This window comes from Allobosea sp. 10L417 (assembly GCF_056395485.1).
The window spans coordinates 350,280-363,478 of record NZ_JBFTJP010000003.1; the positions used below are offsets into that span (position 1 = coordinate 350,280).

Sequence of the window (13,199 nt, forward strand, 5' to 3'; positions counted from 1 at the left end):
CATGACACCGACCACCATCGCAGAACCGGGCGGGTCCGTTCCCGTCGTCGCCAAGACCGACGTGCTCGTCGTCGGCGGCGGGCCGGCCGGCATGGCCGCCGCGATCGCCGCCCGCCGCGAGGGCTGCGCCGTCACCATGGTCGAGCGCTATCCCTATCTCGGCGGCCTCGCCTCCGGCGGCATGGTGCTGGTGCTCGACGACATGCACAATGGCGACGAGGTCACCGTGCAGGGCATCTGCATGGAGATGATCGAGCGCATGGCGGCGCGCGGCGCCTGCGTCTATCCGCCGCCCGAGGAGCGCCGCCAGGATTGGGCGATGCACCGCAAATGGGCGCGCTGGGGCGCGCATGACTTCCGCGCCCAGACCAAGCCGCAGCCAATCGTGATGGCCGCCGCCTTCGACCCCGATGGCTGGAAGCGCGCCGCCAACGAGATGGTCGCCGAGGCGAAACTCGATGTGCGCCTGCATTCCTGGTTCTCGCGCACCCTGGTCGAGAACGGCAAGGTCACCGGCATCGTCTGCGAGACCAAGTCGGGACGGCAGGCGATCCTCGCCGATGCGATCGTCGACGCCTCCGGCGATCTCGATGTCGCCGCCTCGGCCGGCGCGGCCCATGAGAAGGGCTCCTTCATCGTCACCACCGTGTTCCGCCTTGGCGGCGTCGATACCGACGAGGCCGAGCGCTTCCAGCACGAGGAGCCCGACGCCTTCGCCGTCGTCGACCGGCAGGCCAAGCGCATCATGGGCGGCTCCTGGGATATGTGGTGGCTGAAGACGCCGCTGCCCGGCGTGGTCTGGTGCAACTGCCCGCATATGGCAGGGTTCGACGCGCTCGCGGTCGAGGACCTGACCCGCGCCGATTTCGAGGGCCGCAACAAGCTCTATGCCCTCGTCGACTATGTCCGCGAGAACATGCCTGGCTTCCGCAACTGCTTCGTCGTCGATGTCGCGCCGCAGCTCGGCGTGCGCCAGACCCGGCTGCTGCAGGGCGACTATGTCGTCAGCAAGCGCGACGTGCTCGATCGCGTGCATTTCGCCGACACGGTGGCGCGCGGCCGCGACTACTACACGCCCTATCGGTCCATGCTGCCGCGCGGCCTCGAAGGGCTCGTCGTCGCCGGGCGGCATTATTCCGCGACCGAGCAGGCGCAGAAGATGTCGCGCGAGATTCCACCCTGCATGGCGATGGGCCAATCGGCCGGCATCGCGGCTGCGCTCGCCGTCGCCGGCGGGCAGCGCCTGCGCGACATCGCTCCGCAGGAGATCTGCAAGCGCGTGCGCGCCCAGGGCGGCGACCCCGGCGACATTCCCTCAACGAACGCCACCATCCTGGAGAATGCCGCGTGACCAACCCCGCCGAACTGCCGCTCGCCGGCATCAAGGTCGTCGACTTCACCCAGGTGATGATGGGGCCCGTCGCGACGCAGGTGCTCGGAGACTACGGCGCCGACGTCATCAAGATCGAGCGCCCGCCCACTGGCGATCTCTCGCGCACATCCTTCCCCAACGACCCTGCCGGTCTGCAGGGGCCGGTGTTCTGCTCGCTCAACCGCAACAAGCGCTCGATCGTGCTCGACCTGCGCAAGCAGGAGGCGAAGGACGCCGTATTGCGGCTGATCGACGAGGCCGACGTCGTCGTCAACAATTTCCGCGCCGGCGTGATGGAGCGGATGGGCTTCTCCTATGAGACGCTGTCCGTTCGCAATCCGCGGCTGATCTATGCGGTCGGCACCGGCTTCGGGCTGACCGGGCCCTATGCCCATAAGGGCGGCCAGGACGTGCTGGCCCAGGCGCTCTCGGGCGTGATGCACCGGCGCGCCAATGCCGATCAGCCGCTTGCCGTGCTCTCGACCACCTTTGCCGATTATTCGGCCGGCATGCACATGGTCCAGGGCATCCTGCTGGCGCTGCTGCAACGCCACAAGACCGGCAAGGGCCAGCGCATCAGCGTTTCGCTGTTCGACTCGATGCTGGCGGCGCAGACGCAGGAGGCCGCCGCGCAGATGATGCGCGGGCGCGAGGTGAATTGGGGAGCGATGCCGCTCACCGGCGTCTTCGCGACGCAGGACGGCGCCCTCGTCCTGGTCGGCGCCTTCAAGGCCGATCCGCTCGGCGATATCGGTGCTGCGCTCGATCTGCCGGCGCTGAAAAGCGACCCGCGCTTCGCCGGCCATGAATTGCAGGTCGCCAACAAGCCGGCCTTGCAGGCGATCTTCGCCGAGCGTTTCGCGACGCAGACCACGGCCTATTGGCTGGAGCGGCTCGAGCGGCAGGATCTGCTCTGCGCGCCCGTGCGCCAGCTCGCGGAGGCGCTCGACGACGAGCAGACCCACGTCAACGGGATGATCCTTGAGGCCGACGGGCCGACGGAGCGGGTGCGTGTGGTCGGCTCGCCGATCCATATGGAAGCCGCGCCGGTGACGATCCGCATCGTTCCCGCCGGCCTCGGGCAACATACCGACGAAATCCTGGGCGAGCTCGGGCTGCCCGCTTTCGAAAAGGTGGCCTGATGCCTGTCAGCCTCTCGGTCGAGGACCACGTCGCCCGCGTCACCATCGACCGGCCGGAGGTGATGAACGCGCTCGACCAGCCGGCCGAGGCGGAGATGGAGGCGATCTGGCAGCGTATCGAGGCGGACCCTTCGGTGCGTGTGGTCGTGCTCACCGGCGCGGGCGACCGCGCCTTCTGCACCGGCGCGGACATGCGCAATGTCGATCCGGACCTGACCGGCCTCGCCTATTGGGCGGCGGCCCGGCCGGCAGGCTTCGGCGGCATCGCCCTGCGCCAGACGCTCGACATCCCCGTCATCGCCCGCGTCAACGGCCACGCGGTCGGCGGCGGTTTCGAAATGGTGCTGGGCTGCGATCTCGTCGTGGCCGCTGATCACGCGAGCTTCGGGCTGACCGAGCCGCGCGTCGGCCGCCTGCCGCTCGACGGCGGCATGGTGCTGCTGCAACGCCAGATCGCGCATCGCCACGCGCTCGGCATGTTGCTGACCGGGCGCCGGATCAAGGCTCAGGAAGCGCTCGGCTTCGGCCTCGTCAACGAGGTCGCAGCCGCGGACGAGCTGGACGCGGCGGTCGACCGCTGGGTGCAGGATATCCTCGCCTGTGCGCCGCTTTCGCTGCGCGCGATCAAGCAGGTCGCGCGCCGAACGGCCCATCTTTCGCCGACTGAGGCACAGGCGCTGCGCTTGCCGGCCCTGGTCGCAGCTCTGGAATCGGCGGATTCGGACGAAGGCGTCCGCGCCTTCCGCGAGAAGCGAAAGCCCGTCTGGCAGGGGCGCTAGAGCATTTTCGAGCGAAGTGGCCACCGGTTCGCGTGAAGAAAATGCGATAAAACAAATAGATAGAGCATTTCTGCGGTTCGGGGGAAACGCGGAAATGCTCAGGCCGGGAGGCCCGCCATGCCCTTCGTGATCACCGACGCCTGCATCGACATCAAGGACAAGGCCTGCCTGGCAGCCTGCCCGGTCGACTGCATCTACGAGGGCGGACGCACCCTCTATATCCAGCCTGACGAATGCATCGATTGCGGCCTGTGCGAGACGGTCTGCCCGGTCGCGGCCATCCACGCCGACGACCGGCTGCCACCCGAGCTTGCCGAATGGCCGGCGGTCAACCGCGAGTTCTTCGGACCGGCCGTGACGGGCTGGGGCAAGCCCGGCGGCGCCGACTTGTCTTTGACGACGATGCGGGATCATCCCACGGTGGCGGCTTGGCCGAGGAAGGCCGCAAGCTGAGGATGCCCGGTCATGCACGCCGCTGCCCTGTTCTATTTCCGGGAGGTCGCGCGGCTGGGTTCGATCCGCCGGGCCGCAGCCCGGCTGAATGTGGCGGCGAGTGCCATCAACCGACAGATCCTGAAGCTCGAGGACGAGTTCGGCGGCCCCCTTTTCGACCGGCTTCCGGCCGGAATGCGCCTGACCGTCGCGGGCACGCTGCTTCTGCAGCACGTCACCTCGACGATCGAAGCCTTTGGGCAGGTTCGTGCGGCGATCGACGATCTTCGCGAAGCCCGCTCGGGCCACGTCACGATCGCTGCGCTCGACTCGCTGCTGGTCGACTTCCTGCCGCGGGCATTGGCGCGGTTCGGGCGCGACTTCCCAGCGATCAACCACACCGTGCTCGCCGCGCCGCCGGCCGAGATCGCCGGCATGGTCAGCAGCGGCGCCGTCGATATCGGTCTGACCTTCGTCAGTCCGCTATCGGCCGCGAATGTCAGTTTCATCGCTGAAGTGCCGGCGCCGATCGGGGTGGTCATGCCGGTCGATCATCCGCTGACCGCGCGCCTCAGCGTCAGCTTCAAGGAAGCTCTGTCCTATCCGGTGCTCGACCAGACCGGACCGTTGCCGCGCGGTGCCGACACTGACGCCGATTTCAGCCAGTTCAAGGCGATGCTCAAACCGAAGATCACCTCGAACTCGATTCAGATGATCCGGATCTGCATCGAGCTCGGACTCGGCATCGCCTTTTTCACCCGCCTCGGCTTCCTGAAGGAAATCGAACAGGGCAAGATCGCCTGGCGCCCGCTGTCCTCCCCCGGGGTGAACATGCTGCGCATCGGCATCATCACGGCGACCCATCGTTCGCTGTCGCCTCCGGCGGCCCAGCTTTCCAAGAGCCTGATGAAGGATCTCCGACATCTCACGAGCCCCTGAATTTCGGGCGCGGAAGCCAGTGATGGAGCGAGATTGCGCGCGGGGCTTTCGCCGCAGAGCGAAACAGGCTTTGCCGTTTCGCTTCCCGCTGGGTCATTGTGCTCGCCGATACAAGTTCCGTGCAGCGACGACGAGCGGATTTCGCAGCCATGAACGAGCATGACGATGATGCGCCCAGTACCGGCCCAGTGCCGCGCGGCATGCGCCGTAACCTCGCGACCTATGGCGACCCGGGCTTCTCGCTCTTCCTGCGCAAGGCCTTCATCAAGGCGGCCGGGTTTTCAGACGACGCGCTGGATCGGCCGATCATCGGCATCACCAACACCTTCAGCGATTTCAACCCGTGCCACGGCAATGTGCCCCGGCTGATCGAAGCGGTGAAGCGCGGCGTCATGCTGGCGGGCGGCCTGCCGATGGAGTTCCCGACGATCTCCATCCACGAATCCTTCGCCAATCCGACATCGATGTACCTGCGCAATCTCATGGCGATCGACACCGAGGAGATGATCCGGGCCCAACCGATCGACGCCGTCGTGCTGATCGGGGGCTGCGACAAGACCGTTCCGGCGCAATTGATGGCCGCGGTCAGCGCCGATGTGCCGGCTATCCAACTCATCACCGGGCCCATGCTCGTCGGCCATCACAAGGGCGAGGTTCTCGGTGCCTGCACCGATTGCCGCCGCTTATGGGGGCAGCATCGCGCCGGCAAGATCGATGCGGACGAGATCGAGGTGCTTAGCGGGCGGCTGGCGCCGACGCAGGGCACGTGCATGGTGATGGGCACGGCGAGCACGATGGGCTGTCTCGTCGAGGCGCTGGGCATCGCGCTGCCCGGAACGGGCACGATCCCAGCCACCCATGCCGACCGCATCCGTGCCGCCGAGGCGAGCGGTCGAAGGGCTGTGGGGCTCGCCCAGGGCGGTCCGAAGCCGAGCGAGCTGCTGACGGAGACGGCTTTCCGCAACGCGCTGACGGTGTTGCAGGCGATCGGTGGATCGACAAACGGCCTCGTCCATCTTGCCGCGATCGCGCGACGCGCCGGCCTGAAGATCGATCTCGACGCGTTCGATGCCATCGGCCGCAAGGTGCCGGTTCTGGTCGATCTCAAGCCCTCCGGCGACCATTACATGGAGCATTTCCATTGGGCCGGCGGCGTTCCCCGGCTGATGCAGGAGCTCGGCGACCACCTCGACCGCGCTGCAATGGCCATCGACGGCCGAACGATCGGCGAGATCGCCGATGCCGCCGAGCGGGTCCCCGATCAGAGCATCATCCGCAGTGTCGCGCACCCGGTGAAGTCGACTGGTGGCATGGCCGTGCTGCACGGCAACCTTGCGCCCGACGGCGCGATCATCAAGCATGCCGCCGCCTCGCCGGGCTTGCTGACGCATACCGGGCGGGCGGTCGTCTTCGCGTCGGTCGAGGACATGGTTCGCCGCATCGACGACCCCGATCTCGATGTGACCGCAGACGATGTGCTGGTGCTGACCAATGCAGGCCCCAAGGGAGCGCCCGGCATGCCCGAGGCGGGCTATATCCCAATTCCGAAGAAGCTCGCCCAGGCCGGGGTCAAGGACATGGTCCGGATTTCGGATGCGCGCATGAGCGGCACTGCTTTCGGCACCATCGTGCTGCATATCGCGCCGGAATCGGCGGTGGGAGGCCCCCTCGGACTTGTGCGTGACGGCGACATGATCCGCCTCGACGTCCCCGCCCGCGAGATCACGCTGATGGTTGATGAGGCCGAGCTGCGGCGGCGGAAAAGCGAATGGCTTCCGCCGGCGCACCTCGTAGCGCCCATGCGCGGCTATCGGCGCCTCTACCTCACCACTGTGCTGCAGGCGAATGAAGGCTGCGATTTCGACTTTTGCTGAAGCGCCACGAGCCGGGCAATTGCTCGCGAGACGCAAAGTGCCGAGATATCGTCGCGTGGCCGCGATGGCGGACGACCACATAGCGGGCGCATTCTTCTCGGAGCACGGCCTTGCCCAAACGCAGGAGGAAACGACGGATGATCATTCGTTCCTGGCGCGCCGTCGCAGGTTCGGACGCGGTACTGGCCGCCTATGCCGATCACCTCCGGAAAACGACCTTTGTCGAGATGGCCGAATTGCCCGGCCATCTCGGCGCCACCTTGGCCCGCAAGGTGAAGGGAACCGAGAACGAACTCGTCGTCATGAGCTTTTGGGAGGACATTGCGTCGGCAGGCCATTTCGGGAAGGGCGATTTCGACGATGCAGTCGTGAAGCCGAGTACCCAGAAGCTCCTCAAATCCTTCGACCTGAAGGTCGAGTACTTCGAAACGCTGGTCTCGACGGGCATCGCCGGCGGGCACGACATCCCAGCCGGGCCAGCCTGACACGTTCCTCCACGTCGACCCTCGGTCTGCGGAACTCGCCGATGTCGCGCTATCTCAGGTCGCCGCGACGGAGTTGCTGTCGGCGCTGACACGGCCGAACAGGTCCCGGGCGCGCACGCGATAGAAGCCGTTCACGAGGCGTGCGTCGAGATAGACGCTCGAAAGCAGGCCGGCCGGATTGATCACCTGCCAGGGGCCATTCTCCTGCGCACTCCAGAGCACGTCGAAGAGCTGGACGCTCTCATGCGGCGCCGGCTCCCAGAACAACACACGATTGCTGCCGTTGAGGCCGCCGAAGTGATGGACCCGGAGGGCAGAAGGCGCGGTAGGTGCCGCGCCTTCGCGCCGAACGAGCGCAGCCAGCGCGACCGACGGCAGCGGCATGTCGAGCCTGAATTCGTGCCGGGCAACGGTCCCACCGATCTGGAGGTGCTCGACCGTCAGGGCGGCCTCCTGCGCCAGGCGCATCGCTTCGAGCTCCGCGGCGTTCGGCAGATCGGGCGCGCCGAGATCCTCCCAGACCGTGAAGGGATCGCCCTTGCCATGGGCGATGCGGAAGGTGGCGAGCGCATAAGCGCCAGGCTGCAACCCGGAAAAAGCGAGTTCCACCGCGCTCTCGCCAGACTGCCAGATGCGGTCGACGCTGTTGTAGAGGAGCACGCTCGCGCCGGAGGGCGAGGCCGCGCCTCCAAGCGCGGTCGCGATCGCGCCGAGACCATTCCGGTCGGGATCGAGCCCCTGGCCGTCGAGCGTGAAACGGCGCTCGCTCAGCAGGCCGAGCAGCTCCATGACGCTGAGCGCCGGCTTCTTGACGAGATCGAAAGGCTCGGGCTCCCCCTGGCGCGCTTCCAGGGCGGCGATGTCGGTCTTGTGCTCGGCCTGGGCGGCACGGACCGGGCGCTTGCCGAAATAGGTGAGATGCGTGCGGTGGCCCCAGTGGCCGACGAAGCCGTTGTCGTTGCTGAGGACCTCGTAGTCGACGCCCTCCCCGTCGATCATCAGGCGCTGGTGCTGGTCGACGATCTTGGCCGCGAGCCCGGCGAAATAGGGCATGCCGTGCCAGGTATGGTAGAGATGCCAGCCGATCTGCGGATCGCATTCGTCGTTGACGAAGGGCAGGTTGGCGAAGCGGGGATGGTGCTCGCGGATATAGTCGACCGCCATCATCTCGTGCCGGATGATGGCGAGACTGTTCGGCGTCAGATCCTCGGCGTGCTTCTTCACCCCCTTCTCATGCACGGAGATGAAGTCGAGCCGCACGCCGGTCTCGCCGGTGAAGAGGTTGGTGCCGGTGTCGCAATGGGCGAGGAAGCTCTTGAAGATTGGCGGGATGCGCCGGGCGACGCCGGGGCCGCCGAGCCTGAGCTTGGGATCGACCGCTTTCAGCGCCTCGGAACAGGCGTCGTAATAGTTGTTGAAGCCGGTCTCGCCGCCGAGCTTCCACCAGATGTCGGGCTCGTTCCAGGTCTCGAAATACCACTCGCGCAACTCCCCGGCGCCGTAGCGCGAGCGGTAGCGCTCGATCATCTCGACCATGAAGTCGCGCCAGTGATGCGCCTGCGCGACGTCGTTGAAGTCGGTGTAGAGGTAGGAGGGGTTGCCCATCAGCTCGAAGAAGGGCCGGATGCGGTGTTCGAGCATGACGTCGATGGCCGCATCGAGCCGCGACCAGTCGTATTTCCCGAAGCCCGGCGCGGTCACGAGGTCGAGCATGTAGTGCACGCGCATGTATTCGATGCCGCGATTGGGCACGCCGCCGACATAGGCGAGAGTCTGCCGCATTTCCGGCTCCAGCAGCAGCTCCGCCGGGGAAAACCCGGTGCTGCGCCAGAAGCGCCGGAACGGGGTGGTCGGGGCGGTAAGGTCGATATGAATGCGGGTCTTGTCAGGCATGACAGGTCCTTCGCTCGCTGACAGCGGAGTTAATTTGTTGCCGGCTAATTTTAATGAGATCGAAACTTCAGCCCTCATCCTGAGGAGCGCCACAGGCGCGTCTCGAAGGATGATCCAGTGCGCTCTGGAGCACCCTTCAAGACGCGAGCTGAAGCTCGCTCCTCAGGATGAGGGCTTGTGGGAGTCACAGATGCACTCTCATTTGAACTTGTCGCGCATCGACTGGATGCCGGGGATCGCGGCCATCAGATGGGCGTGGCGGTCGTCGAAATGCTGGACCAGCCCGCGCTGCGTCTTCCCGACCAGGATGGTGAAGATGTAGCAGCGATGGCCGGGCGAGGTGACGGTCGGGTGATAGCCGCGATCGACCAGGATCGTGTCGCGATCCTGCACCATGAAGCATTCGGACTGACCGTCGGCATAGATGATCTGGGCACCGAAGCCGGTGCCGGGCTGGTAGCGGTAATGGTAGAGCTCGTCATGCGCCGTCTCGCCGTCGCGGTCGGCGTCGTGCTTGTGCGGCGGGTAGCCGGACCAGCAGCCGGGGTCGGCATAGAGCTCGCTGACTAGGAGATTGCCCGCGCGGCCCTGTCCGTTCTGGCCGAGGATGTGGAAGATGCGGCGGCGGCTATGGGTGTCGGGCGAGCCGACCTCGACCATCGCGACTTCGTTCGGCGCGATGCGGAACGGTTTCAGCCCCTCGTCGTCGCAGAGGCCGCCGGCAACGGCGATCTCGACGGGGCCGGTGGCGTTTTCCAGCCGGACGATGCTGCCCGGCGGGACATAGACCGAATCCGCCTCGCCTGACCAGATGTCGCGCCGTTGGCCGACCGCCGCGAAGCGCGCGCCATCGACGATGAGGTCCACCGTCCCGGAGAGTACGACATAGACGCTCTCGTGCCGCGGCAAGCTCTGCTCGACCGCCTCGCCGGGCTGCAGGTTCAGCAGGTTGAAATGGACATGCGGCAGAGCCGGATCATCGTCGACGATCGCGCGGTTGTCGTTATCGCGGGCGCGGATGTGCTTAGGCATGGGTGGCTTGTCCAGTCTGGATGGCGTCGACACCGCGCAGCGTGAGCGTCTCGGCGTGATGGCAGGCGACATTGCGGCCGCCGAGCTCGCGCAAAGGCGGCTGGGTCGTGCGGCAGATGTCGGTGGCGAAGCGGCAGCGTGGGTGGAAGGCGCAGCCGCTCGGGCGGTTCGCGGGATCGGCGACCTCGCCCGGCAGGCGGATGCGGCGGCTCTGCCGGCGGTGCGCCGGGTCCGGGATCGGCAGGGCCGAGAGCAGCGCCTCGGTATAGGGATGCAGGGGCCGGGCGAAGAGCGCGTCGGATGTCGCGATCTCGACGACCTGGCCGACATACATCACCACGACGCGGTCGCAGATATACTCGATGACGCTGAGATCGTGACTGACGAAGAGATAGGTCAGCCCGAACTCCTCCTGCAGGTCGCGCAGCAGGTTGAGCGTCTGCGCGCGGACGCTGACGTCGAGCGCGGAGACGGCCTCGTCCAGCACGACGAGACGAGGATGCGTCGCGAGCGCTCGGGCGATGCCGACCCGCTGGCGCTCGCCGCCGGAGAAGGCGTGCGGGTAGCGCCGGGCGTACTCCGGGCGCAGGCCGACCTTGGCGAGGAGCTCGCGGACCTTGCCCTCGATCTCGCTCGGCGGCACCAGCTTGTTCACCTTCAAGACCTCGCCGACGATGTCGCGGACCTGCAGGCGCGGATTGAGCGAGGATTGCGGGTCCTGGAAAACGAGGCGCAGATCCGTGCAATAGGCGAGCCGCTCGTCTTCGGAGAGCATCGCGAGATCGACGCTGCCACCATCCTTGCGGCGATAGCGCATGGCGCCGGCGCTCGGCTGGTGGATGCCGAGCAGGAGGCGCGTCACCGTCGACTTGCCGCAACCGGATTCGCCGACGAGCCCCAGCGTCTCGCCTTGCCGGATCTGGAAGGAGACATCCTCGACGGCGCGCACGGGATTGGCCGCCTTGCGCTGGAACAAGGTCCGGCGCGGCGGAAACAGCTTTGTCAGCCCGCTGACTTCGAGCAGCACGTCCGGCGGAAGCGTGGCGGAATCAGCCATGGCGGACGCCCTCCCCAATGGATGGATCGCGGGCAAGGATGCAGCGCACGTCGCGCCGCGGACCGATCGAGACCGTGCCGGGATCGGCGACGTCGCAGATGCCCTTGAGCGCCGCATCGCAGCGCGGGTGGAAATCGCAGCCCGCCGGCCGGTCGAAGGGCGACGGCACCATGCCGCGAATGGCGGCGAGCCGGGTGTCGCGTCCGGCACCGAGCCGCGGCACCGATTTCAGCAGAGCCCGCGTATAGGGATGGCGCGGATCGACGAAAATTTGCTCGACCGTGCCGCGCTCGACGATCTTGCCGAGATACATCACCGCGACATCGTCGGCGATTTCGGCGACCACCCCGAGGTCATGGGTGATGAACAGGATCGAGAGGCCGTCCTCGCGCTGCAGCTCCTGCAACAGGTCGATGATGTTGGCCTGGGTGGTGACGTCGAGCGCCGTCGTCGGCTCGTCGGCGATGAGCAGGCGCGGCCGGCAGGACAAAGCGAGCGCGATGCAGACGCGCTGGCGCATGCCGCCGGAGAACTCGAAGGGATAATTGTTCAGCCGCTCCGCCGGCCGGGGAATGCCGACCCGGCCGAGCATCTCGACGGCACGCATTGTCGCCGCCTTCTTCGACAGACCGAGATGGCGGCGGATCACCGGAACGAGCTGCTGGCCGATGGTGTGGACAGGCGAGAGCGCCGCCATCGGCTCCTGCGAGATCAGCGCTATTTCCTTGCCGCGCAAGGCACGGATGCGCCGGCCGCGCGGGTCGAGCGTGGTGACGTCCAGCGCCTCGCCGTCGCCACCGGCATAGACGATGCTGCCGGCGGCGATCCGCCCGCTCGGCGGCAGCAGGCTCATCAGGGCGCGGCCGGTGACGCTCTTGCCCGAGCCGGACTCGCCGACGATGCAGAGCGTGCGCCCGCGCGGCACGTCGAAGGTGACGCCATCGACGGCGCGCACCAGCCCGTCATCGGTGCCGATCTGGACCTTCAGGTCCCGGACGGCGACGAGCGGTGCGGCGCCATCTGCCGGCGCCGGGCTCCCGGAGGGGCCGGGTTCAGGCATAGGGATCGGCCGCATCGCGAATTCCGTCACCGAGGAAGTTGAGGGCGAGCACCGCGACCACCACCGCGACACCGGGAGCGAGCAGCCAGGGCGCCGTGGTCAGGGCCAGGATGCTCTGCGCGTCCTTGAGCAGCACGCCCCAGCTCACCACCGGCTCCTTCAGCCCGATGCCGAGGAAGGACAACGCCGTTTCGGCCAGGATCATGCTGGGGATCGCCAGCGTCACCGAGGCGGTGATGTGGCTGGTGAATGAGGGCACCATGTGCCGCCAGATCACGCGCTGGCGCGAGCAGCCGTCGAGCCGCGCTGCGAGCACGAAATCCTCGGTCCTGAGCGAGAGGAAGCGGCCGCGCACCACGCGCGCCAGATCGGTCCAGCCGATCAGGGAGAGGATGATGGTGATCCAGAGATAGACCAGCAGCGGGTCCATATTCGCCGGCACCGCGGCGGCGAGCCCCATCCAGAGCGGGATGGTCGGGATCGATTTCAGGAAATCGATGCTGCGCTGGACGACCTCGTCGATCCAGCCGCCATAATAGCCGGAGATACCGCCGAGCATCAGGCCGAGGAAGAGGCTGATGGCGACGCCGACGAGGCCGATCGACATCGAGATGCGGGCGCCATGGACGGTGCGCGACAGCACGTCCCGGCCGAGCCGGTCGGCGCCCCAGAGATACATCGGCTGGGACGGGTCGGCCGGGCCGATCAGGTGCCGATCCCAGGGAATGAGCCCGAAAAGCTTGTAGGGCTCGCCCTTGGCGAAGAAGACGACCGGGTTGACCGATTTCTCGTCGACCACGAAGCTCCGCTTCAGGGCGACGGGATCAAAGCTCATCCGGTAGCCGTTGACGTACATAAAATGCGTCTCGCCGGCCGCATCCGTGCCGAAGAAGCGCAATGTCTGCGGCGGGCCATAGGTGAAGCGGGCATTGTAGGTGTCGGGCGCGAAGGGCGCGAAGAACTCGGCCAGCAGCGCGACGAGATAGATGCCGATGACGACGAACAGGCTGGCATAGGCCAGACGGTGCCGGCGGAAGCGGCGGAAGATCAGCCGCCATTGGCTGGCCTCGGCCAGACGGCGGGCAGCCGGGGCGACGGTTTCAGGAACGGTGGGCGCGGCCATATCGGTCATGC

At 67.0% G+C, this 13,199-nt stretch carries 12 protein-coding genes; 7 read left to right on the forward strand and 5 right to left on the reverse strand.

Annotation, left to right across the window (positions count from 1 at the left end; translation table 11 throughout):
• Window position 1: 1 nt before the first annotated feature.
• The 7 genes from AC1DE3_RS12095 (at window position 2) to AC1DE3_RS12125 (ending at window position 7,023) form a co-directional block, all read left to right on the forward strand.
• Entirely contained in the window at window positions 2-1,351 is a 1,350-nt protein-coding gene (locus AC1DE3_RS12095; RefSeq protein ID WP_476779755.1) for an FAD-dependent oxidoreductase, read from the forward strand.
• A complete protein-coding gene (locus AC1DE3_RS12100; RefSeq protein ID WP_476779754.1) occupies window positions 1,348-2,514 on the forward strand; it encodes a CaiB/BaiF CoA transferase family protein in 1,167 nt (388 codons plus the stop codon). The genes AC1DE3_RS12095 and AC1DE3_RS12100 overlap by 4 nt, the downstream gene beginning before the upstream one ends.
• Window positions 2,514-3,293 (forward strand): enoyl-CoA hydratase-related protein, encoded by a 780-nt coding sequence (locus AC1DE3_RS12105; protein ID WP_476779753.1) that lies wholly within the window; start codon window positions 2,514-2,516, stop codon window positions 3,291-3,293. Before AC1DE3_RS12100 ends, AC1DE3_RS12105 begins: the two co-directional genes overlap by 1 nt.
• A 117-nt stretch (window positions 3,294-3,410) precedes the next feature.
• Window positions 3,411-3,746 carry a ferredoxin gene (gene fdxA, locus AC1DE3_RS12110; protein ID WP_441509530.1) on the forward strand — a complete coding sequence of 112 codons (336 nt, stop codon included), beginning with the start codon at window positions 3,411-3,413 and terminating at the stop codon, window positions 3,744-3,746.
• Window positions 3,747-3,758: 12 nt separating this feature from the next.
• Complete coding sequence (locus tag AC1DE3_RS12115; RefSeq protein ID WP_476779751.1) at window positions 3,759-4,664, forward strand: LysR family transcriptional regulator; 906 nt, start codon at window positions 3,759-3,761, stop codon at window positions 4,662-4,664.
• Window positions 4,665-4,852: 188 nt separating this feature from the next.
• Entirely contained in the window at window positions 4,853-6,538 is a 1,686-nt protein-coding gene (locus AC1DE3_RS12120; protein ID WP_476779806.1) for an IlvD/Edd family dehydratase, read from the forward strand.
• A gap of 137 nt (window positions 6,539-6,675) precedes the next feature.
• Window positions 6,676-7,023, forward strand: a complete 348-nt coding sequence (locus AC1DE3_RS12125) for a hypothetical protein (RefSeq protein ID WP_476779750.1) — start codon at window positions 6,676-6,678, stop codon at window positions 7,021-7,023.
• A gap of 54 nt (window positions 7,024-7,077) precedes the next feature.
• Here AC1DE3_RS12125 and AC1DE3_RS12130 read toward each other — a convergent pair whose 3' ends face one another.
• The 5 genes from AC1DE3_RS12130 to AC1DE3_RS12150 form a co-directional block, all read right to left on the reverse strand.
• Entirely contained in the window at window positions 7,078-8,916 is a 1,839-nt protein-coding gene (locus AC1DE3_RS12130; protein WP_476779749.1) for a GH39 family glycosyl hydrolase, read from the reverse strand.
• 198 nt (window positions 8,917-9,114) lie between these two features.
• Entirely contained in the window at window positions 9,115-9,948 is an 834-nt protein-coding gene (locus AC1DE3_RS12135; RefSeq protein WP_476779748.1) for a 5-deoxy-glucuronate isomerase, read from the reverse strand.
• Window positions 9,941-11,005: an ABC transporter ATP-binding protein gene (locus AC1DE3_RS12140; protein ID WP_476779747.1), complete on the reverse strand. Its 1,065-nt coding sequence runs from the start codon at window positions 11,003-11,005 to the stop codon at window positions 9,941-9,943. Before AC1DE3_RS12140 ends, AC1DE3_RS12135 begins: the two co-directional genes overlap by 8 nt.
• Window positions 10,998-12,080, reverse strand: a complete 1,083-nt coding sequence (locus AC1DE3_RS12145) for an ABC transporter ATP-binding protein (protein WP_476779746.1) — start codon at window positions 12,078-12,080, stop codon at window positions 10,998-11,000. Before AC1DE3_RS12145 ends, AC1DE3_RS12140 begins: the two co-directional genes overlap by 8 nt.
• Entirely contained in the window at window positions 12,058-13,197 is a 1,140-nt protein-coding gene (locus tag AC1DE3_RS12150) for an ABC transporter permease (RefSeq protein ID WP_476779745.1), read from the reverse strand. Before AC1DE3_RS12150 ends, AC1DE3_RS12145 begins: the two co-directional genes overlap by 23 nt.
• Window positions 13,198-13,199: the final 2 nt, after the last annotated feature.